Genomic DNA, 23,965 nt, shown 5'->3' on the forward strand with positions numbered 1-23,965 from the left:
TGATGGACGTCAGTTGGCGAGGAGCGACTTGAGGATGGCCTCGATGGGCCTGCGGACCAGTGCCGCGTCGCCCATGTCGCACAGCGGGTCGAGACGCAGCCGGGCCAGGTCGCGGGTCGCCACGCCCCACGCGTGCCAGGTGCTCTTCTCCCAGGCGAGCTGCGGCGGGTTGTACCAGCCGTCGCCGAGGCCGCTGACGACCAGCTGGGCCTCGGGCAGGCCGGGTCCGAGGCGGTAGACGGAGCCGCCGAACACCGAGGCGAAGACCTGGCCGAAGTGCACGGACAGCTCGCCGTAGCTGGGCAGCTGACCGGTCACCAGGATCTCCCGCGTGTCGAGGTCCATGGCGAACCAGTGGCCCGCGGCCCGCTTGTACACGCCGTAGAGCACACCGCCCAGCACCTCGATGTGTTCGAGGCTCGCGTTGCCCTCGACGGGCGTGTGCTCCCACAGCACCCGACGGGTGCGCAGGTCGAACGCCGCCACGGTGGCGCTCGGCCGGACCGGCGGCACGCTGCCGCCGCCCCAGGTGTCGCCGGCGAGGTACGCGATGCGGCGGCCGCGCCGGTCGTCGACGGCCACGGACATCACGCTCTGGTCGGGGATGACGTCCTGGTACACCCTGAGGGTGCGGCGGCGGCGGTCCACGAGGGTGAGCGCGCCCTTGAGGTAGCCGGCGGGCGGCGCGGTGGCGAGGAGCAGCAGGTCGTGTTCGGGGACGTAGGCCAGGTCCTTGGGGCGCTGCTGGTCGTGGTCGACGAAGCCGAACGACCGGATGCGGCCACGGGCCGGGTCGATCTCCAGGAACTCGGTGCTGGGGTACATCGCCGCGTACACGCGTCCGTCGACGACCCTCATCTGCTTGGGCTCGCCGGGGATGCGCATGCGCCGGCTGGTGCCGCGCGCCGGGTGGTGCGTGGTGAGGGAGAAGTGGCCGCCCACATGGACGGTGCCCTCGGCCACCAACCCGTCGTGGGCGACGGACTGGACGGGGTCGGGTCCCGACAGGCCCACGTCGATGAGTTCGATGATGTCGGAGCCGCCCGTGGCGAGGTCCAGCCACCACAGGCGGCCGCTGCCGACCGCGCCGAGCAGTTTGCGCCCGGGGAGCGGGGCGAGCGCCCGGTGCTCGTCGCCGGACGCGGGCGTGGCGACGGGCAGGAGCCGGTCGCCGTCGCGGCGGTAGACGGTGCCGGTGGGGCGGCCGACCAGGTACAGGGTGCCGTCGGAGGTCACCGTCATGGCGTCGCCGAGGCGTTCGGCGGCCGGGATGGGGATCACGCGGGCGTCGCTGCCGTCGGGCGCCAGGTCGACGAGGGACTTGCCGAGGGAGGCGATGACGCGGCCGCCGTGGGCGAGCAGCGCGGACGCCCCGCCGTACGGGGTGGGGGTGATCGTGCCCTGCCGGGCGCCGGTCGCCCGGTCGTACGTGACGATGTGGCCGCGCGGCAGGGTGCCCGCGTACACGTACCGGTCGTCGGCGGCGATGCCGCGTACGTACTGCTCGCCGGCCATGGCCTGGCCGAGGTTGCGCAGGACGCCGGTGGTGGGGCGGTACTCCCACACCTCGCCGCGCGGGTAGGTGCCCGCGTAGACGGTGCCGTCGGGTGCGGTGGTGAGGCACCAGACGAAGCCGCCGGTGGGCCCTATGGTGCCGATGCGGGTGACGGCGCCGGTCGCCGGGTCGAAGCGGTAGAGGTCGGGGTAGGGGTAGGTGCCGATGTAGAGGTGCCCGCCGGAGACCGTGGCGGCCCAGCCGCCCTCGCCCCGGGTGAGGCGGAAGGATCTGGTGAGCTTTCTCGTCGTCAGGTCGATCTCGCCGACGAGGGGCGGGTTCTGGCCGCGGGCGACCACGTAGGCGGAGTTCCCGAGGACGGCGGTGCCGACGATCGCCGCGGTGTAGGAGGCGATGCCGTACGTGGTGATCTGCGGGCCCGAGCAGCGGGCCGCGGTGTCGGCGGTGCCGCTGGGGGCGGTGGCGCCGGTGGTACCGGTGGTGCCGGGGCCGGCGGTGGGTGCGGCCGCGGTGGCCGGGGCGGCGGCCGCGGCCTGGCCCGCCAGGGCGGCCAGGGTGAGACCTGCTCCCGCGTTCAGTAGTCGCCTGCGTTCCATGCGTCCCTCTCCTTCCGGGAGTTCGGAGCGTGGGGGGTGCGGTGCGGCACTTCCAGGTGGAACAGCTCCGCCGCGTTGCGCCACAGGACGCGTTCCAGCTCGTCGGGGGTGAAGTGCGCGTCGCGGATCACGCCGAGCGACACGCACGGGTCGATGAGGGTGGCGTCCGTGCCGAACAGCAGGCGCTCGACCGGCACTCCGGCCTCGCGGGCGTAGTCGATCCGGCCCGCGTCGGTCGCGGTGCGGCAGTGCTCCAGGTAGAGCCGGTCGCAGGCGGCCGCGGCGTGCGCCGCCTCGCGCCAGGCGTCGCCCCCGGCGTGGCCCATGATGACGCGCAGGCCGGGGCGGGCCTCGACCAGCTCGGGCAGGAGGGTGACCTCGCGGCCCCAGGTGTGCAGGAGCAGCGGTACGCCGGCCTCGGCGACGACGTCGAAGGCGGCGGCCATCTCGCGGGAGCCGGGGAGCCGGCCGGGGTAGTGGGTGTGGATCTTCGCGCCGACGAACCGGCCGGTGTCCAGGCAGCGGCGCAGGTCGACGGCGCTCTCGTCGACGCGGTTGGGGTTGACGACGGCGTAGCCGAGCAGCCGCGGCCGGGTGGCGAGGGTCTTGTGCAGGGCGGCGTTGCCGGCGACCGCGTCGTACACCACCGCCTCGGACGCGGAGACGATCTGCAGGTCGATGCCGTACCGGTCCATCTGCTGGAGGTTGGTGTCGGCGTCACCGGTCGTCAGATGGAACTGCCAGCGCCCGACATGGGCGTGCACATCGATGATCGGCATCAGGCGAGCAGCTCCTCGACGTTCTTGGTGGCGATGGCGGCGCGGTCGTCGTCCGAGATGTCGGCGTACCGCAGCTTCAGGGTCTGGGGGGAGAGGTCCATGAAGGGGGTGCGTGAGCCGAAGACGAGGTGGCGGGGGCCGACGGAGTCGACGACCCGTTCGATGGAGTCGGGACCGGACAGCATGCGGGTGGTGGCCTTGAAGCCGGGTTCCTCGCGGGCGAGGAGGAGGAAGTCGGCGAGCAGGTACGCGTGCAGGTCGAGAAAGACGACATGTGCTCCGTACCCGGTCAGGGGTGGTCCGAAGCGGCGCGGGTCGCCGTCGTGGAGGAGCACCATGCCGCGCTCGACGGCGAGCCGCACGACCCTGCGGTAGCCGGGGAAGCCGGGATCGGCGGCCTGTTCGATGGTGAACAGGCGCAGGAACCGCACTCCCGCGGCGGTCAGTTCGTCGAGCCGCTCCTCGGCGGTCAGGGCGTCGCGCACGTCGACGGTGCCCACGGGCAGGAGTTCGGGGCAGTCGGCGAGGTCGCGCAGCGTCTCGGCGTTGCCGGCGGCGTCGTCGAACAGGGGGCCGCGGGTGGACAGGGCGAGCGCCCCCGCGACGGGCGAGGCGCGCAGGCGCTCGCGGACCTCGGCGAGGGTCGTGTCGCGGTGGTGGCGGGGCCAGGGCCCGTAGAGCACGTCGACGTCCCAGCCGATGTGCTCCTGCGGTGTCGGGTGCAGCCATGCGTATGTCTCGTGCGGCGCGCTCACGCTGTCGCGACCTTCCCCAGCGCCCGGGCGACGCGGTCCACGTCGCCCTCGCTGTACCCCTCGTTCCACGGAAGAACCAGCAACGTACGGTCGATCAGCCGCTCGGCGCGAGGACACAGGCCCGGCGCGTACCCGGACAGTGCCGGATTGGCGTAGAGCGGGCGTTCCAGGTAGCCGGGCAGGGCGGGGACGCCGAGGGCCTCCAGGCCCTTGGCCCAGCGGACGTTGTCGTCGACCAGGAGCGGCACCACCCACCAGGCGTGGCCGGTGAGCGGTTCCCGCGCGGCCAGGCGGACGCCGTCGATGCCGGTGAGGGCCTCGGCGAGTTGCCCGGCGGTGGCGCGGCGGCGGGCGACGACGCCGGGCAGCCGGGTGAGCTGGGCGCGGGCGACGGCGGCGACCAGCTCCGTCATGCGGTAGTTGAGGCCCATGGTGCGGTGGATGCGGCCTTCGGTGCGGTCCCAGCCCTTGTCCATGAACAGCCGCATACGGCGGGCCAGCTCCGGGTCGTCGGTGAGGGTGAGGCCGCCGTCGCCGGCGGTGATGTGCTTGTACTGCTGGAGGCTGAAGCAGGCGATGTCGCCGAGGGTGCCGAGGAGGCGCCCGGCCGGGTCCTCGCCGAACCACGCCTGGGCGCAGTCCTCGATGAGGGTCAGGCCGTGCCGGTCGCAGATCTCGCGGAGCCGTACGGTGTCGGCGGCTCCCCCGAAGAGGTGAACGGCGATGACGGCCTTGGTGCGTGGGGTGACGGCGGCCTCCACCGCGTCCGGGTCGAGGTTGCCGTCGTCGGCGCGCACGTCGGCGAAGACGACGCGGGCGCCCTGGGCGAGGACCGGGGCGACTGTGCCGAAGTCGGAGATGGGCGTGGTGACGACCTCGTCGCCGGGACCGGCTCCGGTGGCGGCGACGGCGAGGTGGAGCGCGGCGGTGCCGGAGCTGCACGAGACGGCCTCGGCACGCCCGTACAGGGCCGCCATCTCCGTCTCCAGGGAGCGCGTCTCCTGGCCGAAGGCGCCGCACAGGACGCCCGAGTCGAGGACCCGGAGGACCGCTTCGCGCTCCTCCCGGCCGAACGTCCTTCCGCGTGGATCGAGAACTGTGGGCAGCGGCATTTCCCGTTGCGGCATCGGGGGATTATCCTCTCGGCAGCACGCGATTATGGCCTGGGCCGAAAGTAGAACCCTGGTGACCGGCCGTCAATCAGGCGTGACACGGTGCGGCGTAGCGGCTCGCGGAGCCGAAGGGGCGCGCGGCTGCCGTAAGGGAGAGCGCGCGCAGGCGCGGAGCGCCGGGCACGGTCGACCGTTCGGCAGCCGCTTTCAGCGCCCCGGAGGCGAAGCGGGCGCGAGAACACAGAACGGAGACGGCCCATGCCGCTCATGGTCGGCGTGATAGGGCCCGAGGACCTGGTCCACAAGGTGGTCGCGGTGGGCGGCCGGGCCGCGTCGGCACAGTTGCTGCCGCTGCCCTACCGGCACGAGGACGAGACCGGCGCGGTGGTCGCCCTGGCGCGCCGCTCCCGGGCCGACGCGCTGCTGTTCACCGGGGTCGTGCCGCACGCGCTGGCCGAGGCGGGCGGGCTGCTCGACCGGCCCGCGATGTACGTGCCGTACAACGGAGCCACGCTGCTGCGGGCCCTGGTCGAACTGCTGCGCCTCGGGCACGACGTGTCGCGGGTCTCCATCGACACGCTGCGCCACGACGAGGTGCTGGAGACGCTGACCGAGGCGAAGCTGCCCACCGAGCACGTCCGGGTGCTGCCGTACCGTCCCGGGCTCACCTCGCAGGACCTCGTCGACTTCCACCTGGACGCCCGGGACGGCCACCGGTGCCGGGTGGCGATCACCTGTCTGGGCTCGGCCTTCCAGGTGCTGGAGCACGAGACGCACGCGGTGCGGCTCGCCCCGTCGCGGCACTCCATACACGCCACGCTCCGGGCACTGCTGCTCGCCACGGCGGGGCTGCACGGCGGTGACGCCCAGGTGGCGCTCGGCATCGTGGACCTGCCGGCGCAGGACGAGCGGCTGGCCGCGGACATCGGGGTGCTCGGCGGCAGCCTCGCCGACCTTCCGGACCTGACGGAGGGTCAGCGGCTGGTCGTCACCACGCGGGGCGCGCTGGAGAAAGCCACCGACGGGTTCACCCGGCTGCCGTTCCTCGACGCCCTGGCGGCCCGGCACGGCACCGCGCACCTCGGCTTCGGCCTGGGGCGTACGGCCGCCGAGGCGGAGGCGCTGGCCCGCCGGGCCGTGAACCGGGCCCGCGCGGTGGGCGGCGCGGCGGGCGTGGTGTCGATGCCGGACGACGTGGACATCGTGCTGGCCGCCGGTCGCGCCGTGGACGCCCCGGGGGCCGTGGTGCCCCCGCCCGAGGCCTCCGCCCTGCTCGCCCGGCGCGTCGGACTGCGCCCGGACACCCTGGACCGGCTGCGGGAGCTGGCCGCCGCGGACGCCGGGGACGGTGTCACCGCGCACCGGGTGGCCGAGCACCTGTCCGTGCAGCAGCGCACCGCGCGGCGCATCCTCAAGCGCCTCGAACGGGCCGGGGTCGCCGTGGCGACCGGCAGCCGCCAGGAGGGGCGGACCGGCCGGCCGCCCATCGTCTACCGCTTCCATCTGTAGCCGGGGCAGCCGTCCGACGGCAGTTACGGTCCGGGCCGAAACCACCCAGCCGCCCCCCCCCACGGCGGAAACGAAGGAGCTCGCGCGTGAAGATCGCCTCGTTCCACACCCGCGTCGTCCGTGCCCGGTATCGCCGTCCGTTCGCCATCAGCAGCGGCACGAGCCCCGAACTCGTCAGCCTCGTCGTGGAGGTCCGCACCGACGACGGGCTGTCCGGCTTCGGCGAGGCGTCCCCGATGACCGCCTACACCGGGGAGACCCTGGCCGGGCTGAGCGCGGCCGTCACCGAGCACGTCGGGCCCGCGCTCATCGGCCGCGACCCGCGCGACCTGGCGGGCGCGCACACCGCGATGGACGCGGCCATCCGTGGCCAGCACCTGGCCAAGGCCGCGCTGGACCTGGCGCTGCACGACCTGGCGGGCCGGGCCGCCGGATGGCCGCTCCACCTGCTGCTCGGCGGGCGGGTCACCGGGCGCGTGCCGACGACGTGGGTGGTGGGGCTCGGCACGCTGGAGGAGACCGCGGAGGAGGCGGCCCGCTACGCGGAGCTGGGCTTCCCGCACATCAAGCTGAAGGGCGGCGAGGACCCGGCCCGGGACGTGGCGCTGGTGACGGCGGTCCGCAAGGCCGTACCGGAGTCCGTGGAGTTGTCCCTGGACGCCAACGAGGGGTACGCGCCGGGCGAGGCCGCCCGCACGGTGGGACGCCTCGCGGACGCGGGCCTCGATCTGGTGGAGCAGCCGCTCCCCCGCTGGGACCTGGACGGCCTCGCCGCCCTGCGCGGCCGCGGCGGGGTGCGGGTCATGGCCGACGAGTCGCTGCAGTCGCTCCACGACGCGCTGGAGATCGTCCGGCGGGGGGCGGCCGACGTCCTCAACATCAAGATCCTCAAGGTGGGCGGGCTGCACCGGGCCCGGCAGGTCGCGGCGCTCGCGGAGGCGGCGGGGCTGACGGTGAAGATCGGCACGATGCCGGAGCTGGGCGTCGCCACGCTCGCCGCCGCGCACCTGTCGGCGGCCCTGCCCCACGCGACCGTCCCGCCGGACCTGGTCGGCCCGCTGCTGGTCGACGCGGAGCCGCTGGCGCCCGCGGCGTTCGCCGCGACGGCGCGCAGCGGGCACGTCGACCTCCCCGGCGCGCCCGGTCTGGGGCACGCCCTGACCCCGGCCTGAGGCTTCGCGCCCCGGCCTACGCTCCGGTGGCGCGGTGGCGTCCCTCACCCGTGTGGGCGTTGTGGCCGGTGCTGCCGGCGAAGAGGCTGGTGGCCAGCTCGGCGTCCAGGGACTGGCGGACCTTCTCCGTCAGGGTGCCCTGGGTCGCGTCGCTGACGACCTCCATGACGCAGCGGGCCTCGTGGGCGGCCTTGGCGGTGTTCGCCCCGGCGCGGCGGGCCACGCGGTCGAAGAACTCGCGGTTGCTCATGTGGACGCCGGTGGCCGGCTGGTCCGGCGCCGTCGCCACACGGCGCAGGCTCTCTCCGATCTCCCGGGGCAACTGGGCGGCGAGCTTGTCCGCCAGGCCAGCGGGGACGCGTTCGGCGAGTGTTTCCAGTGTGGCCCGGGTCGCGGTCTCGGCCGCGCCCCGGCTGTCCAGGTGGGCGCGGTGCTGGACCTGCCCGATGAAGGTGTCGTGATCCATGACGGTCTCCTGTGACGGGTGGGTGTCCTCCGGGTGTCCTCGCCTTCCGGTACCCGTCTGCGGGGCACCGTCACGTTTGCGCCGGCGGGCGTGGAGCACCCGTACTCCGTACTGCGAGGGAGCGGTTCGTGAGCCGCCCGGGCGCGGGTGGGACGGCCCCGGCGGGCCGGCGGCGTGTCCCCCGGCCCGTCGGCGGCCCTTCGTCGTCCGGCGTCCGCGGTTCCGGGCATCCGGCCCCGGTGGCCGTCGGGCCCCGGCCCGTCCGGCTCGGGGCGTACCGCTCGTGAGGAGGGAAACCCGTGATTCTGGAGGAGGTCGTCCTGCCGGCCGTCGACGGGTCCGCGCTGCACGGTGACCTCGCGCTGCCCACGTCGATGCCGGTGATGGTGGTGTTCGCGCACGGCAGCGGCAGCTCGCGGCACAGTCCGCGCAACCGCGCCGTCGCCGGTGCGCTCCAGCAGGCGGGCCTCGGCACGCTGCTGCTGGATCTGCTCACCGAGCGCGAGGAGCGCAGGGACATGATGACGGCCGAGCACCGGTTCGACATCGACCTGCTGACCTCGCGCGTCGTGTCCGCGATCGACTGGCTGGCCGCCGAGCCGGGCACGGAACGGTTCGCGGTCGGCCTGTTCGGTGCCAGCACCGGCGCCGCCGCGGCGCTGCGGGCTGCGGCCGAGCGGCCGGTGCGGGTGCAGTCGGTGGTGTCGCGCGGCGGCCGGCCGGACCTGGCCGGGGACGCGCTGCCCCGCGTCGCGGCGCCCGTCCTGCTGATCGTCGGCGGCGCCGACACCGAGGTGCTGGCGCTGAACCGGGAGGCCGCCGCCCGGCTGAGGGTTCCCTACCGCGTCGAGGTCGTTCCCGGCGCCACGCACCTCTTCGAGGAGCCGGGCGCGCTGGAGCACGTGGCCCGTGCCGCGCGCGACTGGTTCCGGCGGCCGGGCGACCATGCCTTCGAGGAGGAGCGGTGACGTACGAGGAGATGCGCGCCGACCGGTTCCGGGACCGGGACGACGCGGGACTGCGGCTCGCGGAGCGGGTGCGCGAGCAGGCGGAGCGCCAGGAGTGGCCCCGTCCGTTCGTCCTCGCCCTGCCGAGGGGCGGGGTGCCGGTGGCGGCCCACGTGGCGCGGGCGCTGGGCGCGCCCCTCGACGTGCTGGTGGCCCGCAAGATCGGCGCCCCCGGGACGCCGGAGGTCGGGATCGGCGCGATCGTCGCGAACGACCCGCCGGTGTGGGACGAGCGGATCCTGCGGTTCCTCGACATCACCGCGGACCAGCTGGGCGCCGAGGTCGCCCATGAGCGTACGGAGCTGAACCGGCGCGAGGCCCTGTACCGGCACGGCCGGCTCGCGCCCGATCTGCGGAGCCGTACCGTCGTCCTGGTCGACGACGGCCTGGCCACCGGCGTGACGGTCCGCGCCGCACTGCGCCTGATACGGCGTGACGCGCCCGCCCGCGTGGTGGTCGCGGTCCCGGTGGGCGACTCCCGGGCGCTCGCGGAACTGCAGGAGGACGTCGACCAGTTGGTCTGCCTCTCGCAGCCGGCGGACTTCCGTGCGGTGGGCCTCTGGTACGACGACTTCACGCAGGTCGCCGACGACGAGGTGGTCGAGATCCTGGAGAGCCGCCTGCGGACCGGGGGCGTGGGCCGCGCCCCGGTGGGCGGCCCCTCCCCCGGGCCTCCGGTGGGCGGCCCGGGCTCGCCCCGGTAGGCGCCGCGCACTCACGTGCTGCTCAGCTCGATGCGGGCTGGGCGGTGCGCGGGCGGCTCAGCTGCATCACCGGGTCCGGGGCGTGCTCCACCTGGAGCGTCGTGTGGCTGATGCCGTACTCCCGCGCGAGCAGGGCCTCCAGGTCGCGGCGGGCCGCGTGGCAGTCGCCGCCGGGTGCGACCAGGACGTGCGCGGACAGGGCGGTCTGGCCGGAGGTGATCTGCCAGATGTGCAGGTCGTGGACCTCGACGACGGCCTCGGGCGAGGCCAGCCGGGCGCCGATCCCCCGCGGGTCGATACCGGGCGGCGCCGCTTCGAGGAGCACCCGGCCGGAGTCGCGCACCAGGCGGTAGCCGGCACGGAACATCAGGGCGACGACGGCGAGCGTGGCGAGGGCGTCGGCGCGGGTGAAGCCGGTGAGGACGACGACGAGGCCGGCGACGGCGGTGCCGATGAAGGCGTAGAGGTCGTTCAGGACGTGTTGGAAGGCGCCTTCGACGTTGAGCGACGAGCGGTTGGCCTTCGACAGGCACCAGGCGGCGAGGACGTTGACGACGACTCCGGCGAGCGCGGTGGCGAGGACCAGGCCGCCGTGGACCTCGGGCGGGTCGATCAGGCGCTCGACCGCCTCGTATCCGAGCCAGCCGCCCAGCAGAAGCAGCGAGAGGCCGTTGGCCTGCGCGGACAGTATCTCGGCGCGCTTGAGCCCGTACGTGTAGTGGCCGCTCGCCGGGCGGGCGGCGAGCCGCATGGCGATCAGGGCGAGAACGATGGCAGCGGCGTCGGTGAGCATGTGCGCCGCGTCCGAGAGCAGCGCCAGGGAGCGGGCGAGGAGGCCGACGACGACCTCGACCGCCATGAAGCCGGTGATGAGGAGGAGCGCGAGGCCGAGCCAGCGGCGGTCCGCGTCCGGCGAGATGTCGTGGGAGTGCCCGGAGTGGTCGTGGCCGGTGTGGTCGTGGCCGGAGTGGTCGTGGCCGGCCCCGGCGTGCCGGTGCGTCTCGTGGTCGTGCCGGTGTCCGTACATGCGTGCACCCTTCCCCCAGCGGTGGACGTGACCGAGGGCAGTGAAGCGCATGGTCGTACGATCCGGCAAAGGCTGCACCGGTGACCGTTGTCATCTCCGATAACGCGCCTCCGACCTGCGGAAATCAGCCCAGCGGGACCGTGATGACGCTGACGACCAGACCCCGTTCGCGGTCGGTCGCCCACCGTCCGGTGAAGCCCTCGGCGGGCACGCGCGGGTCGGCCTCCAGGATCCGCGCGGCGAACGTCCCGTCGAACGCCATGGTGATCTCGGCCTGTTCGTGGCCGAGCCAGCGGCGGGTCAGCGGGAACCACGCCTTGTAGACGGACTCCTTGATGCTGAACAGGAGCCGGTCCCAGTGGACCTCCGGGTCGGTGCCGGACAGTTCGGCGATGTGCCGCTGTTCGGCGGGCAGGGCGATGAGGTCGAGGACGCCGTCGGGCAGCGGCTGGTGGGTCTCGGCGTCCAGACCGATGCCCCGCACCTCGGACGCGTGGGCCACGGCCGCCGCGCGGTAGCCGTCGCAGTGGGTCATGCTGCCGACGATGCCGTCCGGCCACACGGGGGCGCCGCGTTCGCCGCGCAGGATCGGGACGGGGCCGTGGCCGAGGCCGGCGAGGGCCTGCCGGGCGCACCAGCGGACGGTGGTGAACTCCCGTCTGCGCTTGGGTACGGCGCGGCTGATCTCGTCGGGCTCGGCGCCGAACAGCGGCAGGCCGGGCGGGTCCTGGAAGGCCTCCGCGACCGACACCGGCGGTGGCAGCAGTTTCCCGATCACGAACAGCCCTTCCCCCGGAGCCGTGGCGCCCTCGCGACGATCGCCATGATCACGATGATCGCGGTCATCAACCTATGCCAGGCCCCTCCGGGGCATCAAGGCGGGTGAGCACGTCCGCCGAGGGGTGGCGGACGTGCTCACCGGTCTCAGCCGGCGGGAGGCCTGCCCTGCGAGAAGCGGCCGACCTTGCCGATGACGTCACTGCTGTACAGCCGCAGTGCCTGCTGGAGCGCGAAGTCGGCCATGTAGCGGCGGAATTCCTCGGGCGACTCCTCCGCCAGGTTCAGGATCCGCCGGTTGGCGTTCACGGCCGCGCCGCGCAGCCGGTCGAGGCTGCGCTCGACGGCCAGGTCCAGGTCCTCGGGGTCGTGGACCTCGTCGACGAGGAGCAGCGCCTCCGGCTCGCGGGCCTCGACGCGGCGGCCGTTCAGGATGATCTGCCGGGCCAGGCGCGGCCCGGTGAACCGGCCGAGCCGGAAGTTGGAGACGCCCGGGATGATGCCCTCCTGCGCGGCGGGCAGGCTGATGTACGCGTCCGACGCGGCCAGCACCTGGTCGAACACCAGGAGCAGCTGGGCGCCCCCGCCGATGGCGAACGTGTCGACGGCGGCCACCCACGGCTTGCCCCGGGTGCGGGGCAGCCATGCCGGGCCGTCGTCCAGGAGCAGCCCGCGCAGGATCTTGTGCAGGTAGCCCAGTTCGCGGCGCAGCAGGAAGTCGACCAGGGAGATGCCGCCGTTGTGGAGGGCCTTGAGGTTGATGCCCGCGCTGAAGACGCGGCGGCCCCGGTAGCGGGGGTGGGTCATCTCGCCGCCGCGGACGAGGGCGACCTCCACGGCCGGGTCCAGGAGCGCCAGGTCGACGGCGGTCTCCATGTCGTCGACCTGGCGGTCGTCCTCGGCGTTGAGGCAGTCGTCGCGGCACATCGTGAGCCGCGCCACTCCGTCGGTGCGCTCCAGCCGTACGGAGCCGAGGTCGGCGATGCCGGTCTCGGCGAACCGGGGCAGCAGCTCCAGCGCCCGGGGCGTGGGCCGCAGCATCGCGTCCATGAGGTGCGGGCCGGCGAGCGGCGAGGTCAGGACCCGGCCGAAGAAGATGCCCTGGTCGATCTCGTGGCCTTCTTTGTGGGCCTGCGGCAGGGCCCGTTCGGCGGCGAGCCGCTCCTCGGTGGGCACGAGGCCGGGGAACGCGGCGGCGGCCGCCGCGGCCAGCTCGTCGAGCCGGGCGTGGCGGGTGCGGTGGGCGGTGAGTTCGTCGTAGACGGCGTCGACGTGGTGGTCGAGGAAGGCGCAGCGCAGGGTGCGCGCGGCGTCGAGGGCCTCGGCCGCCGCGGCCTGTTCCCGCTCCGTGCGCCGTCCCGGCCCGGGCAGCGCGGCCAGTGTCTCCTCGGCCCGCCGGGCGGCCCGCGCGAGCGCCGCGCGGGCCAGGGGCAACTCGCCCCGTACGTCCCGCAGGGCGGTCTCGGGGGGACCGGGCGTCATGATGCCGTCCGGCCGCGACGCGGCGCAGGGTGCGGTCGCAGGCGGCCAGGTGGGCGCCCAGGGCCTCCTGGAAGCCGACCGTCGTGGCATCGGCCATGAGCTGGCGGCGGATGGCCAGTTCGGCGCCGGAGATGTCGCCGGTCAGCTCGGCCGTGGCGGCCACGGCGGCCTCCGGGTCGTCGCTCACCTCGTCGACCAGGTGCAGGGCGAGCGCGTCCGAGAGGCCGATGGGCGCCCCCAGCAGCGCCGCACGCCGCACGGGTGCCGCCCACGCGCCCTGGCGGGCCAGCCGGTACAGGGCCATGCCGGGCCAGGTGCCGCCGCCCGCGAGGGTCGGCACGAGGCGTACCGAGCCGGTGGCGATGCGGTAGTCGGTGGCCAGCAGGGCGTCCAGGGCGAGCCCGCCGCAGTCGCCGTCTGCGACGCCGACGGTGAGCGCCGGAAGGCGTTCGAGCCGGTGCAGGGCGCGCTCCCACTTGCTGACGAGCCCCACGGTGGGGTCCTCCGGGCGCAGTTCGCCCGGCGCGCCGCTCACCCGGACGACGACGGCGCCCTGTCCACCGCGGCTCTCCGCGCTGTCGCAGAGGGCGACGACGTCCGCGACCGCCTCGGCCGTCAGCGGCCGCGTCCCGTCGATGTCGAGTACCAGATCCTGTGTCATTCGCTCCCCCGTCACCATTGGACGAGCGCCGTCTCGATCGTCGAGCCGGGGCCCATGGTCATCAGTACGCCGTGGTCGCCGGATTCGACGACGTTCTCCTTCAGCAGCCGTTCGTACGAGAAGAGGAACGATCCGCTCGACAGATTGCCGTAGTCCCGCAGCACCTCGCTGGTGTGCCGGACGTCGTGGCGGGTCAGGCCGAGGTTGACCCGCACGGCGTCGATCACCTTCTTGCCGCCCGAGTGCACCAGCCAGTGGGCGATGTCGCTGCGGCGCAGGCCGGCGCCGGACAGCAGCCGGTCCACGACCTGTTCGGCGTGCGCGCCGACGACGTAGGGCACGTGCGGGTCCAGGTAGAAGCTGAACTTGCCCTGGTCGTCGTCCCAGTCGTAGCGCATCGCCTCGATCGCGTCGGTGATGAGGTGGCTGGCGAAGGCCAGCAGCCGGGGTCCGCGGGCGGGGCTCGGCGGTGTGGCGGGGACGTACGGGGGGCCGGCGGCGTCCCGCGGGTCGGCGACGACGGCGATGGCGGCCGCGCCGTCCCCGAAGAGGCTGTTGACGACGGCGGTGCGCAGCGTCGAGTCGATGACGTAGGCGGCGGAGCAGGCCTCGGCGCACAGCAGGACGGCGACCTGGCCGGGGTGCGCCACGGCCCAGGCGGCGGTGGCGTTCAGGGCGTTGAGGCCCGCGTTGCAGCCCATGCCGACGACGTCGACACGGCTGCAGCCGGGGTCGATGCCCAGGTCGCGGATGAGGTGGGCGCTCAGTCCGGGGGTGAGGAACCCGGTCGTGGTCACGCAGCACAGGTGGTCGATGTCGGCGAGGTCGAGCCCGGCGTCGTCGAGGCAGGCGCGTACGGCGCGCGCGCCCATGTCGAGGGCGGTCCTCTTGTGCTTGGCGAGCAGTTCGCCCTGGGACTCGGGCCGGCGTTCACCGTCGGCGCCGAGCGGCGGCAGGGTGAGGAAGCGGCGTTCGATGGCGCTGTTCAGGAAGACGGAGCGGATCTTGGGGTCGGTGATGCGGAAGATGTCGAGGACTTCCCGCTGGGTGTAGGAGTGCGCGGTGACGGCCGTGCCGACGCCGGTGATCCTGGCGGGGTTCGGGGCGTCCTTGGCGTGCGGTTCCGGCAGGTCCAGGAGGGTGTCGCCGGGGAGGGTGACGGTCATCGGTAGGTCCACCCCCACATGCGGGTCTTGCTGCGGATACGGCGTACTGCTGTCAACACGTCGACCGGCCTTTCGGTGAGTGTGTGTGAGGTGCCGGGAGGGGCTGCGGGACGGGTCAGGGGGTCGCGGACTCGGCCCTGATGAAGCGGGCCAGCCGGCCGATCCCCTCGGTGATCTCGGCTTCCGTGAGGTAGCTGACGGACAGCCGCAGGGCGTGGTCGCCGCCGCCCGGGGGTAGAAGTACGACATGGGCGTCCAGATGACGCCGTACTCCTCCGCCGAGCGCACCAGCGCCGCGTTGTCGGCGCGGAACGGTACGTGCACGGCGAGGAAGAAGCCGCCGCCCGGCCGGTTCCAGCGGACCCCCAGCGCGGAGCGCGCGGGCTCCGGGAAGCAGGCGTCGAGCCTGTCGAGGGTGTCGCGCATGGCCTTGCCGTAGTAGGCGGAGGTGGCGGTGTTGAGGTCGGCGGTGCGCCCGTCGGCGGCGAGGAGCATGCCGCCCACGGCGGCCTGGCTGAGCGGTGAGGTGTTCACCGTGACCATGCTCTTGATCTTGGTGAGTTCGTCGGCGAGCAGTCCGGTGCGGCCGGTGCGGTCGACGACGAGCTGGTCGGCGACGGCGAAGCCGACGCGCGCCCCGGGGAACAGCGTCTTGGAGAACGAGCCGAGGTGGACCACGGTGTGGGCCCGGTCCAGCGACTTGAGGACCGGCAGCTGCCGGCCCGGGCTGACCATCCGGTAGGGGCTGTCCTCCAGCACGATCAGGTCGTGGCGGGCCGCCAGGTCCAGCAGGGCGTGCCGCTCCTCCAGGCGCATGGTGATGCCCGAGGGGTTGGAGTGGTCCGGGATCACGTAGAAGGCGCGGGGGCGGCGCCCGCGTGCCTTCTCGGCCCGGATCACCGCGTCGAGGACGGTGTGGTCGAAGCCGTGCTCGCCCTCCTCGACGGGCACCACCTCGATGTCGAGGAGGCGGGCGGCGCCGGTGATGCCGACGTAGCAGGGGCTGGAGACCAGCAGCACGTCGTCGGGTCCGGAGACCAGGGCGCGCAACGTGAGCAGCATCGCCTCCTGGGCGCCGACGGTGACGACGACCGACTCGGGCGGCACGTCGACGTTCTCGTCCTTGCGCAGCGAGTCCGCGATCAGCTCACGGATCCGGCCGGCGGTCGGCCCGTACTGGAACATGGGTCCCGGATCCGGGCCGGCGAGTGGCCGGAGTCGGCGAGGTGGTCGAGGTAGCGGCGGATGTGGTCGAGGAGTTCGCCCGTGTCGAAGAAGCCGTCGTACGGCCTGCCGGGGGCGAAGGAGATCGCCTCGGGGTAGCGGTGGGTGATCTCGTTGAGGAAGTTCATGGTGTCGAGCACCGGGTCGGAGACGCTGGCGTGCAGCTCCTCCTTGAGCAGCCGCGTGGTGTGCGCGGGCCGGGCCGCGCCTTCGCCCGCGCTGCCGCTGACGAGTCCGGGGTCGGCGTCCGCGACGGAGCCGATGCCGGTCAGGGTCATGGCGTCGGTCAGTTCGTCGATGAGGATGTCGAGCACGTCCGTGACGCCTTCGCCGCGGCCGACGGCCAGGCCGTGCAGCACCGGACGGCCGAGGAGGACGGCGTCGGCGCCCAGGGCGAGCGCGGCCAGGACGTCGCCGCCGCGCCGCACGCCCCCGTCGAGGAGCACCGGGCAGGCGCCGCCGACGGCCGCGGCGATCTCGGGCAGGGCGTCGAGGGCGGCGGTGCCCGGCGGGTGCCCGCCGTCGCCGGTGCGGCGCCCTTCGTCGTCGGTGGCTCGTCCACCGGTGGTGGCGCGGCGCCTTGTGCGGTCGGAGCCCGCCGGGCGGCCGGCGTGGTTGGAGACGACGATGCCGTTCGCGCCCGCGTCGACGGCCAGGCGGGCCTCGTCGGCGGTGAGGACGCCGTGGACGAGCAGCGGCAGCGGGGTGACCGACCGCAGCCACGTGAGCAGCGCCGGGTCGACCACGGGTCCGGCCGTGCCGGGGCCGCGTCCGCCGGGGCGCGGGGCCTCGGAGGTGAGGACCAGCGCCTCGAACCCGGCCGACTCCGCGCGGCGCACGAGGCGGCGGATCGTCAGGCGGTCGTGGAAGGAGTGGAGCTGGAGCCACAGGCCGCCGGTGGCGGCCGCGGCGATGTCTTCGAGGGTGCGGCCGGAGAGGCTGCTCACGACGAACGGGACGCCGGCGGCCGCCGCGGCCGCGGCGGTGGCGACCTCGCCGTCGGGGTGGGCCAGGGTGTGGCGTCCCAGGGCCGCGACGGCGACGGGCGCCGCCCAGGTGCGGCCGAGGATCCGGGTCTCGGTCTCGGGCAGCAGGTGGCGGTCGAGGCCCGCGAGGACGCGCGGGCGGAGCCGTACGCGGTCGAAGGCGGCGCGGTTGGCCCGCAGGGAACGCTCCTCGTCCGGGCCGCCCTCCAGGAGGGCCCAGGCGTCGGCGGGCATGCGCCGGCGGGCCAGTGCGGCGTAGTCGGCCAGGGTGAGCGTGCCGGCCGGGGCGGTGGCGGTGCCGCTGCGCATCATTCGGCCGCCAGCCGGTGGTGGGGGAACAGCGTGGTGCGGCCGTAGTGGGAGCGGCCGTACAGGCGCAGGCTGTGCCGGCGCAGCCCGCACACCACGGGGGCGCCGCCGGCTACGCGCAGCGCGAGGTGCTGGGCGCCGGGCGGCCCGTCCGGGTCGAGCGCGAGGGCCGCGCGCCCGGCGGGGCTGCGCAGCAGGGCCGTACGGGCGGAGCCGGTGTGCGTGCCGCCCGTGAGGCCGAAGGCGTCCCGGTAGAGGGCGGTGTACGTGCCGAGCATGCCGTCGGGGACGCACAGGGCGACGTGGTCGAGGCCCTGGACGCGGCGGGGTGGGCCGTCGGCCGCCGCCGGAACGCCCCGGCCGTCACCCGCGCCTGCGTCGGACGGGTGGCTCGCCGCGGGCGCGCCACCCGGGCCCGAGGCGTCCTCGGCCTCCTGCGCGGGGACCCACGTCCGGCCCGGAGGGAGGTCGGTCCCCGGCGTGTGGGGTAAGAGGCTGTGCACGACGCTGCCCGCGCCGGCGACGACCGGGCCGCCGTACGGGGTGCCGGTCACCGCCGCGCCGGCCGCCGCGGCCGCGGCACGTGTCTCGTCGACGTCGTCGCAGGTGAGGGCGACATCGGCGATTCCGTCGCCCTGGGCGGCCAGGAACTTCCAGGTGGCCGGGCCCGTGGTGACGACCAGATGGGCGTCGCCCTGCCGCAGCAGCACGGAACTTCGGTCGACGGCCACGGAGTCCGCCGTGCGCGAGAACCCCATCGTGGAGACGAAGTAGTCGGCGACGGACTGCTTTCTGCTCGTGTACACCTCGACATACGCGATGTCGCGCACAGCCATGGAGTGCCTCCTGCCGGCGGTCGGCCAACCACTGGGTTCTGCCCAGCGGTTGGCCGTCTGTCACTGCGGTGGGTTCACCAGCGCCATTCCTGCTGGCCGTAGAGGTGGCCGGCCTTGATCCCGCGGTCCTTGCACCAGGTCATGAACTCGTCGATCTGCTTGATCTGGTACGTGTCCTCGTTGTACGTGGTGGCCATGACGTGGCCGAGCCAGGGCTCTTCGCCCATGGCGTACACGTACGCCTCGGTGGCGCCCAGTTCGGTCATGATGGCGGCCGCCTGCTCGGCGTTGGAGCCGGACAGCTTGCGGGAGTTGCTCATCTTCTTGGTGACGGGCTTGGTCAGCAGCGCCTGATAGAGCCAGGTCAGCGGGGCGCCGTCGCACTCCATGCCGAGGAAGGCGATGTCGGCGGTGCCCAGGTGCTGACGGATGTAGCGGTACAGCGTGGGCTCGATGCCGGAGGAGTCGGCGCCGATGAACGCCGACTTGCCGGCCAGATCCACCCAGAACGTCGACTTGCTGCGGATGTCGAGGTCGCAGTGCTCGCCGAGGAACGGGGTGGCGACGACCTTGCCGCCGGGGAAGGGGAACTCGTCGTAGTCGTCGTCGCCTCGACGACCGGGAAACCGAGGTGCTTGAGGTAGAGCCCGATCGACGGGTCCTCCAGGTTGCCCCGCGAGGAGCGCGGCACGACGATCGTGCCGATCCGGCCGCGCAGCTGGAGCAGGGTCTCCAGGACGATGTGGTCCTGGTGGCCGTGGGTGATCAGCACCAGGTCGATGAAGTCGGGCAGGTCGTCCAGGGTGTAGCGGTCGCCGGCCGAGCTGTCGGCGCTGATGAACGGGTCGGTGACGACCGCGCCCTCGGGGGTCTGGAGGACCAGGCAGGCGTGGCCGAAGTAGCGGATGCGGCCGCCGGCGTCGATGTGCCGGTCCTCGGAGAGGCTGGGCGTCTCGCTGAGCAGCCCGGCGAGCAGGCCGGCCTGGGCGTCGTCGAGTTCCAGCTCCTCGCGCAGCCGGCCGAGGGTGCTGGGCTTCACCCGGGCCTTGAAGAGGGCCTCCAGGCCGGGGTGGCGGAACGGGATGGGCAGTTCCAGCACGTCCGGCGAGGGGAGGCGCGGGGTGCTGAGGATGAACGGCCGCTCGTAGCCCGGCTCCAGCGACAGCTGCACCGACTGCCGGTCCTCGGCGTAGAGGGGGCTCTGGTAGACCAGCGGCTCGATGAAGCGGACCGCGGCCTGGTTGTCGGTGTCGTACGCCAGCTCGACGAGGCCGCCGAGTTCGGCGGGCAGCTTCGGGTAGAGCGGGGTGAGGTCGAAGCCGGTGGCGTTGGCGCGGAGCAGCTCCTGGCCCTCGGCGATCGCCTCGGCGAACCGCAGCATGTTGGCCCGCTCGCGCTTGATGTGGTCGAGCAGGTCGCGGACCTGGTCGCTCTGTTCCTCGCCGATATTGACGAAGAATCCGCCGCGGAGTTCGGGGTTGTGACTGGCCGCGATATGCACCTGCGGGGATTGCAGATACGACTCGAGCATCGGTACCTGGAGAAACGCCAGATTCATCGACGCCTGTACCGGCGCGACGGTGTGGAACCAGGCGTAGAACCGGTCCACCAGCGGCTCGATTATCGCCTTCGACCGAAGAAACATCGGGACATCAGTCATCTGCGCCCGCCAACCTTCCGGATTGCCAACAAGACGTGAGGACCAGGGCGCCACTGCCAGCGCACAGGTCGCGGCAAACGCAGTGCTGTCGCCCGGAGCACTATGACGTGGCGCCGCTGTACAGAACAAGGTTCACCGTCTCCGTACAACGGCGAAGGCGCTGTTCAACTGCGCTGGTGCGGCAGTTGAACAGCGCCTGTCACGCGAATTGACCGGGCGGTCAGTCGCGGATCCAGCCGTGGGCCTCGGCGGCCTTCACCAGCTCGTGGCGGAGCTCCAGGATCTGTTCCCCGGTGAGTCCGGGCCCGGCCTTCAGCAGGAGTTCGGTGACCTCCCGGGCGTACTCCTCCCGGCGCGGGACGTCGCACCTCACGTCGGGGGCGGGCGGCTCGGGCGGGGTCTCGGCGCCGTGGGCGAGGCGGACGGACGACGCCTTCAGGCCACGGCCGCCGTCCTCGACCTCGAACTCGACCTCCAGGCCGGCCCGGAGATACGACTCCGGTATCAGCAGGTCGTTCACGTGCAGAAAGACGTCCTCCCCTCCGCCTTCGGGAGCGATGAATCCGTAACCCCGCGTCCCGTCGAAACGCACCACACGTCCAGCAGCCATACCGAACCCCCAACGAGTCCGGGCCCCTCGCCGGACGACCACGGCGGATCGTAGCTGCGCGCGGCCGCCGTGCCGAGCGTTCCCCTTTCCGGCCGGCCGCAGTACGTTGGGCATTCCCCCGGGCACGCGAGTTCGAATCCGGCCGGGCGCCCCTTAGGGGAAGAGGTCATCCCCCGGATTCACCGCCGTACATCCCCGGGATGACGGGGCGGGAGGATTACCTCCGCCGATCGATGCGGGGCCCCTTCCCCGGCCCCTAGCGTCGATCGCATGACCATTGCGCAGAGTACGGACCAGGTCGTCGTACGGCTGGAGAACGTCCGTAGGGAATTCGGCGACTCGATCGCCCTCGACGGAGTGTCGCTGGAGATCCGCACCGGTGAGGCGGTCGCCGTGATGGGCCCGTCGGGCAGCGGGAAGTCCACGCTGCTCAACATGGTCGCCGGTCTCGACCGCCCGACGTCCGGTCGGGTCGTCGTCCACGGCGAGGACCTGGGCGGCCTCGACGAGAAGGGTCTGGCGCTCTTCCGGCGGCACCGGATCGGCATGGTCTTCCAGTTCTTCAACCTGCTGGACGACCTGCCCGCCCTGGACAACGTGGCGCTGGCCGGGCAGCTGACGGGCTCCCCGGCGCGACAGGCCCGCAAGCGGGCGCTCGAACTGCTGGACGAGCTGGGCATCGCGGACCGCAAGGACATCTATCCGGCCGCCCTCAGCGGCGGCGAGCGCCAGCGGGTGGCCGTCGCGCGGGCCCTGATGAACCGGCCGGCGCTGCTGCTGGCCGACGAGCCGACCGGCGCGCTGGACAGCCGCTCCGGCGAGCAGGTGATGGACCTGCTGCTCGACCTGAACCAGATCGGGCAGACGCTGCTGATGGTGACGCACGACGAACGGCTGGCGGAGCGCTGTGCGAGCCGGGTGATCGAGGTCGCCGACGGCCGCCTCGCGCGGCAGCGGACGCTGGAGCGCACGGCGTGAGGGCCGTGTGGCGGGCCGCGCGGGCGGCCGTACGGCGCCGCCGGGTCCAGACGCTCGTGATCGGCGTGGTCGTGATGCTGTCGACGGCGTCGATCGTGGTGGCGCTCGGGTTGTTGCAGGCCGCGTCGGCGCCGTTCGACCGGGGCTTCGCACAGCAGCGCGGGGCCCACGCGGTGGCGGCCTTCGACACGGCGGAGGTCTCGAAGGAGGCGCTGGCGGCGACGGCGCGGCGGCCGGGCGTCGAGGCGGCGGCGGGGCCCTTCCCGCAGGCCGTGCTCGATGTGCCGGAGGGTGTCAGCCGTATGGTGCGCGGCCCGCAGAACGTGGTGGGCCGCGCGGATCCGGCGGGCCCGGTGGACCGGGTCGACCTGTGGTCGGGGCGCTGGGCGACCGCGCCCGGCGAGATCGTGCTGCACCGGCTGCCTCCGGCGGAGAGCCCGCTGCCCTTCGGCCACAAGGAGGATCCGCTGCCGCTCGGGGAGGTCCTCCAGGTGCCGGGCAAGCCGGCGCTGACCGTGGTGGGCTACGCGTACAGCCTCAACAAGACGGCCGACGCCTGGGTGTCCCCCGAGCAGATCGAAGCGCTGAAGCCGGTGTCGGCGCAGATGCTGTACCGGTTCGCCGACGCCGCGACGGACGCGGAGGTCGACGCGGGCGTGGCGAGGGCCGGCGAGGGCCTGCCGGAGGGCGCGTTCCTCGGCTCCCACTCGTACCTCGTCACCAAGCGGGAGGTGGCGTCGGCGCTCGGCGTGTACGTGCCGTTCCTGATGGTCTTCGGGGTCCTGGGGCTCACGGCGGCGGTCCTGATCGTCGCCAACGTGGTGAGCGGCGCGGTGGTGTCCGGCTTCCGGCACATCGGGATGCTGAAGGCGCTGGGGTTCACGCCGCGCGAGGTGGTCGGGGTGTACCTGCTGATGGTGTCCGTCCCGGCGGTGGCCGCGTGCCTGCTGGGCACCCTGGTCGGGAACCTGGCGGCGCGGCCGCTGCTGATCGACGCGTTCCGGGGCATGGGCCTGGGCGACACCTCGGTGGGTCCGCTGGTGAACGCGGCGGCCCTGCTGGGCATGCCGGCGATCGTGCTGCTCGCCGCGTACGTCCCGGCGCGGCGCGCGCGCCGGCTGTCGGCGGCCGAGGCGATCAGCGCGGGCAGCGCGCCGCGCTCCGGGCACGGGCTGCGGGTGCAGCGCCGGCTCGGCGGCACCCGGCTGCCGCGGCCGGTGAGCCTGGGTCTGGGCCTGCCGTTCACCCGCCCGGGGCGTACGGCGCTGACGCTGGCGGCGATCGTGGTCGGGGTGACCACGGTGACGTTCGCGACGGGTCTTGTCGCGACGGTGGGCCAGTACGCGGACGTCTCGGCGCACAAGGGCGCGGTGCAGGTGGCGGTGGAGCGGGGCGACCCGATGGCGGGGGTCGCGTCGGAGGAGGGCGACGCGCAGACCGCGCGGATGCTGAAGGCGCTGCCGGGGACGACCGAGGTGACGGCGAGGCTGTCGATGACGCTGTCGCTGGTGGGTTCCACGCGGAGCGTCGACGGTCACTTCTTCCGGGGCGACTCCTCCGGCCTGGGCTTCCAGCGGGAGATCGTGCAGGGGCGCTGGCTGGACGGGCCGGGCGAGGTCGTCGTGCCGTCGGTGTTCCTCAAGGAGCGGGGCCTGGAGGTGGGCGACCGGGTCACCCTGGAGAAGGACGGCAGGCACACCCGGGTGACCGTCGTCGGCGCGACCATGTCCGGTGACCCGTCGGCGCTGTTCGCCGACTGGGGGACGGCCGCGCCGCTCGAACCGCGCTACCAGCCGATCCAGGTGGCGTACCTGGTGAAGCTGGCGGCCGGCACGGACGTCGACGGCTACCTGGAGGCGGTCAGGGCGGCCGATTCCGGGCTCGTCCCGAAGGACCTGACGAGCACGGTCAACGGGTTCGCGCTGACCGTCACCGGTCTGGCGACGGCGCTGACGCTGATGCTGGGCACGGTCGCGGCGCTCGGCGTCTTCAACACCGTCGTCCTCAACCCGCGACAGGCGCCGCGACCTCGGCATGCTGAAGTCCATCGGCATGACGCCCCGTCAGGTGATGGTGATGATGCTGACGTCCATGGCCGTGCTGGGCCTGGCCGGGGGGCTGGTCGGCATCCCGCTGGGGGTCGTCGCCCACCGGCTGATCGTGCCGCTCGCCGTGGAGGCGGCGAACATGGACATCCCGGCGTTCCTGATGGACGTCTGGCAGGCCCCGGAGCTGGCGGCGCTGGCCTTCACGGGCGCCGTGCTGGCCCTCCTGGGCGCGTTCGTGCCGTCCCGGTCGGCGGCGCGGCTGACGATCTCGGAGGCGCTGCGCAACGAGTGACCATCCCGCGGTGGCAGCCGCGGGATCCGGAAAGGGGCCGTGGTGGCCGACGACCTGCCCGGCGTCGGCGACCACGGCTCCGCGCCGCGCGGCTGAACGTTCCGCTCGGGCGAGTGCGCGTGCGAGGATGACGCGATCCCCCAACTCCCCTGTTCCGGCGCCCTCTTGCGCAACCCCCTCTCTGTCACCGGCCCTGCCGGCCGGAGGAAGGAGTCCCTGTGGAGAAGACTCTGACGCCCGGGTCCCCCTCGCTCACGCGGGACGACGTGGACCGGGCCGTCCGGGTGCTGGCC

The 23,965-nt window shown here is 73.6% G+C and carries 20 protein-coding genes and 2 pseudogenes; 6 read left to right on the top strand and 16 right to left on the bottom strand.

The window, feature by feature from the left end:
• Positions 1–9 precede the first annotated feature (9 nt).
• Genes ABEB09_RS06720 through ABEB09_RS06735 form a run of 4 tightly spaced genes read right to left on the bottom strand, consistent with a single transcriptional unit; the run spans position 10 to position 4,773 of the window.
• Positions 10–2,112, bottom strand: a complete 2,103-nt coding sequence (locus ABEB09_RS06720) for a hypothetical protein (RefSeq protein WP_345688073.1) — start codon at positions 2,110–2,112, stop codon at positions 10–12.
• Positions 2,091–2,891, bottom strand: a complete 801-nt coding sequence (locus ABEB09_RS06725) for an amidohydrolase family protein (protein WP_345688075.1) — start codon at positions 2,889–2,891, stop codon at positions 2,091–2,093. Before ABEB09_RS06725 ends, ABEB09_RS06720 begins: the two co-directional genes overlap by 22 nt.
• The gene (locus ABEB09_RS06730; protein WP_345688077.1) at positions 2,891–3,646 is read right to left on the bottom strand and encodes an amidohydrolase family protein; all 756 of its coding nucleotides are present in this window, start codon (positions 3,644–3,646) and stop codon (positions 2,891–2,893) included. Before ABEB09_RS06730 ends, ABEB09_RS06725 begins: the two co-directional genes overlap by 1 nt.
• On the bottom strand, positions 3,643–4,773 hold the full coding sequence (locus tag ABEB09_RS06735; RefSeq protein WP_345688079.1) for a DegT/DnrJ/EryC1/StrS family aminotransferase: 1,131 nt from the start codon (positions 4,771–4,773) through the stop codon (positions 3,643–3,645). The genes ABEB09_RS06730 and ABEB09_RS06735 overlap by 4 nt, the downstream gene beginning before the upstream one ends.
• A gap of 243 nt (positions 4,774–5,016) precedes the next feature.
• On the opposite strand from ABEB09_RS06735, the gene ABEB09_RS06740 reads away from it, so the two are divergent.
• Both ABEB09_RS06740 and ABEB09_RS06745 read left to right on the top strand, forming a co-directional pair.
• Entirely contained in the window at positions 5,017–6,267 is a 1,251-nt protein-coding gene (locus ABEB09_RS06740) for a hypothetical protein (RefSeq protein WP_345688080.1), read from the top strand.
• Positions 6,268–6,353: 86 nt separating this feature from the next.
• A complete protein-coding gene (locus ABEB09_RS06745) occupies positions 6,354–7,439 on the top strand; it encodes a mandelate racemase/muconate lactonizing enzyme family protein (protein WP_345688081.1) in 1,086 nt (361 codons plus the stop codon).
• 16 nt (positions 7,440–7,455) lie between these two features.
• Here ABEB09_RS06745 and ABEB09_RS06750 read toward each other — a convergent pair whose 3' ends face one another.
• Complete coding sequence (locus ABEB09_RS06750; protein ID WP_345688083.1) at positions 7,456–7,905, bottom strand: DUF2267 domain-containing protein; 450 nt, start codon at positions 7,903–7,905, stop codon at positions 7,456–7,458.
• Positions 7,906–8,204: 299 nt separating this feature from the next.
• Here ABEB09_RS06750 and ABEB09_RS06755 point away from each other — a divergent pair, with 299 nt between their 5' ends.
• Complete coding sequence (locus ABEB09_RS06755; RefSeq protein WP_345688085.1) at positions 8,205–8,873, top strand: dienelactone hydrolase family protein; 669 nt, start codon at positions 8,205–8,207, stop codon at positions 8,871–8,873.
• Positions 8,874–8,884: 11 nt separating this feature from the next.
• Positions 8,885–9,616, top strand: coding sequence for a phosphoribosyltransferase (locus ABEB09_RS06760; protein ID WP_345693858.1), 732 nt, complete (start codon positions 8,885–8,887; stop codon positions 9,614–9,616).
• Positions 9,617–9,638: 22 nt separating this feature from the next.
• On the opposite strand, the gene ABEB09_RS06765 is transcribed toward ABEB09_RS06760, so the two are convergent.
• The 11 genes and pseudogenes from ABEB09_RS06765 to ABEB09_RS06815 all read right to left on the bottom strand — a co-directional run bounded on the left by ABEB09_RS06765 (position 9,639) and on the right by ABEB09_RS06815 (position 20,354).
• Positions 9,639–10,694, bottom strand: coding sequence for a cation diffusion facilitator family transporter (locus ABEB09_RS06765; protein WP_380841801.1), 1,056 nt, complete (start codon positions 10,692–10,694; stop codon positions 9,639–9,641).
• Between the two features lie 73 nt (positions 10,695–10,767).
• Positions 10,768–11,421, bottom strand: a complete 654-nt coding sequence (locus ABEB09_RS06770; protein ID WP_345688087.1) for a 4'-phosphopantetheinyl transferase family protein — start codon at positions 11,419–11,421, stop codon at positions 10,768–10,770.
• A gap of 146 nt (positions 11,422–11,567) precedes the next feature.
• Complete coding sequence (gene dpgC / locus ABEB09_RS06775; RefSeq protein WP_345688089.1) at positions 11,568–12,902, bottom strand: (3,5-dihydroxyphenyl)acetyl-CoA 1,2-dioxygenase DpgC; 1,335 nt, start codon at positions 12,900–12,902, stop codon at positions 11,568–11,570.
• 82 nt (positions 12,903–12,984) lie between these two features.
• Positions 12,985–13,581: pseudogene (dpgB, locus tag ABEB09_RS06780) on the bottom strand (enoyl-CoA-hydratase DpgB); the annotation flags it as partial.
• Positions 13,575–14,729 (bottom strand): 3,5-dihydroxyphenylacetyl-CoA synthase DpgA, encoded by a 1,155-nt coding sequence (gene dpgA / locus ABEB09_RS06785; RefSeq protein WP_345693860.1) that lies wholly within the window; start codon positions 14,727–14,729, stop codon positions 13,575–13,577. The gene dpgA and the pseudogene dpgB, both read right to left, overlap by 7 nt.
• Positions 14,730–15,023: 294 nt before the next feature.
• Positions 15,024–15,914 (bottom strand): annotated as a pseudogene (locus ABEB09_RS06790) (aminotransferase-like domain-containing protein); the annotation flags it as partial.
• Complete coding sequence (locus ABEB09_RS06795; protein ID WP_345688091.1) at positions 15,872–17,251, bottom strand: alpha-hydroxy-acid oxidizing protein; 1,380 nt, start codon at positions 17,249–17,251, stop codon at positions 15,872–15,874. The pseudogene ABEB09_RS06790 and the gene ABEB09_RS06795, both read right to left, overlap by 43 nt.
• Positions 17,248–18,084 carry a hypothetical protein gene (locus ABEB09_RS06800; protein WP_345688093.1) on the bottom strand — a complete coding sequence of 279 codons (837 nt, stop codon included), beginning with the start codon at positions 18,082–18,084 and terminating at the stop codon, positions 17,248–17,250. Before ABEB09_RS06800 ends, ABEB09_RS06795 begins: the two co-directional genes overlap by 4 nt.
• A 74-nt stretch (positions 18,085–18,158) precedes the next feature.
• On the bottom strand, positions 18,159–18,473 hold the full coding sequence (locus ABEB09_RS06805) for a hypothetical protein (RefSeq protein ID WP_345688095.1): 315 nt from the start codon (positions 18,471–18,473) through the stop codon (positions 18,159–18,161).
• Positions 18,449–19,744, bottom strand: a complete 1,296-nt coding sequence (locus ABEB09_RS06810; RefSeq protein ID WP_345688097.1) for an MBL fold metallo-hydrolase — start codon at positions 19,742–19,744, stop codon at positions 18,449–18,451. The genes ABEB09_RS06805 and ABEB09_RS06810 overlap by 25 nt, the downstream gene beginning before the upstream one ends.
• Positions 19,745–19,964: 220 nt before the next feature.
• The gene (locus tag ABEB09_RS06815) at positions 19,965–20,354 is read right to left on the bottom strand and encodes a cold-shock protein (RefSeq protein ID WP_345688099.1); all 390 of its coding nucleotides are present in this window, start codon (positions 20,352–20,354) and stop codon (positions 19,965–19,967) included.
• 270 nt (positions 20,355–20,624) lie between these two features.
• Here ABEB09_RS06815 and ABEB09_RS06820 point away from each other — a divergent pair, with 270 nt between their 5' ends.
• A complete protein-coding gene (locus ABEB09_RS06820; protein ID WP_345688101.1) occupies positions 20,625–21,332 on the top strand; it encodes an ABC transporter ATP-binding protein in 708 nt (235 codons plus the stop codon).
• On the top strand, positions 21,329–23,803 hold the full coding sequence (locus ABEB09_RS34885; protein WP_425580044.1) for an FtsX-like permease family protein: 2,475 nt from the start codon (positions 21,329–21,331) through the stop codon (positions 23,801–23,803). The genes ABEB09_RS06820 and ABEB09_RS34885 overlap by 4 nt, the downstream gene beginning before the upstream one ends.
• Positions 23,804–23,965: the final 162 nt, after the last annotated feature.

It is taken from the genome of Streptomyces coeruleoprunus, assembly GCF_039542925.1.
Classification (GTDB): domain Bacteria; phylum Actinomycetota; class Actinomycetes; order Streptomycetales; family Streptomycetaceae; genus Streptomyces; species Streptomyces coeruleoprunus.

Coding starts and splice junctions, on each gene's coding strand:
- ABEB09_RS06720 (WP_345688073.1), bottom strand. CDS start 2,112: ATGGAACGCAGGCGACTACTGAACGCGGGAGCAGGTCTCACCCTGGCC.
- ABEB09_RS06725 (WP_345688075.1), bottom strand. CDS start 2,891: ATGCCGATCATCGATGTGCACGCCCATGTCGGGCGCTGGCAGTTCCAT.
- ABEB09_RS06735 (WP_345688079.1), bottom strand. CDS start 4,773: ATGCCGCAACGGGAAATGCCGCTGCCCACAGTTCTCGATCCACGCGGA.
- ABEB09_RS06740 (WP_345688080.1), top strand. CDS start 5,017: ATGCCGCTCATGGTCGGCGTGATAGGGCCCGAGGACCTGGTCCACAAG.
- ABEB09_RS06750 (WP_345688083.1), bottom strand. CDS start 7,905: ATGGATCACGACACCTTCATCGGGCAGGTCCAGCACCGCGCCCACCTG.
- ABEB09_RS06760 (WP_345693858.1), top strand. CDS start 8,885: ATGCGCGCCGACCGGTTCCGGGACCGGGACGACGCGGGACTGCGGCTC.
- ABEB09_RS06765 (WP_380841801.1), bottom strand. CDS start 10,694: ATGCGCTTCACTGCCCTCGGTCACGTCCACCGCTGGGGGAAGGGTGCA.
- dpgC (WP_345688089.1), bottom strand. CDS start 12,902: ATGACGCCCGGTCCCCCCGAGACCGCCCTGCGGGACGTACGGGGCGAG.
- dpgA (WP_345693860.1), bottom strand. CDS start 14,729: ATGACCGTCACCCTCCCCGGCGACACCCTCCTGGACCTGCCGGAACCG.
- ABEB09_RS06795 (WP_345688091.1), bottom strand. CDS start 17,251: ATGATGCGCAGCGGCACCGCCACCGCCCCGGCCGGCACGCTCACCCTG.
- ABEB09_RS06800 (WP_345688093.1), bottom strand. CDS start 18,084: ATGGCTGTGCGCGACATCGCGTATGTCGAGGTGTACACGAGCAGAAAG.
- ABEB09_RS06805 (WP_345688095.1), bottom strand. CDS start 18,473: ATGGAGTGCGACGGCGCCCCGCTGACCTGGCTCTATCAGGCGCTGCTG.
- ABEB09_RS06810 (WP_345688097.1), bottom strand. CDS start 19,744: ATGACTGATGTCCCGATGTTTCTTCGGTCGAAGGCGATAATCGAGCCG.
- ABEB09_RS06815 (WP_345688099.1), bottom strand. CDS start 20,354: ATGGCTGCTGGACGTGTGGTGCGTTTCGACGGGACGCGGGGTTACGGA.
- ABEB09_RS06820 (WP_345688101.1), top strand. CDS start 20,625: ATGACCATTGCGCAGAGTACGGACCAGGTCGTCGTACGGCTGGAGAAC.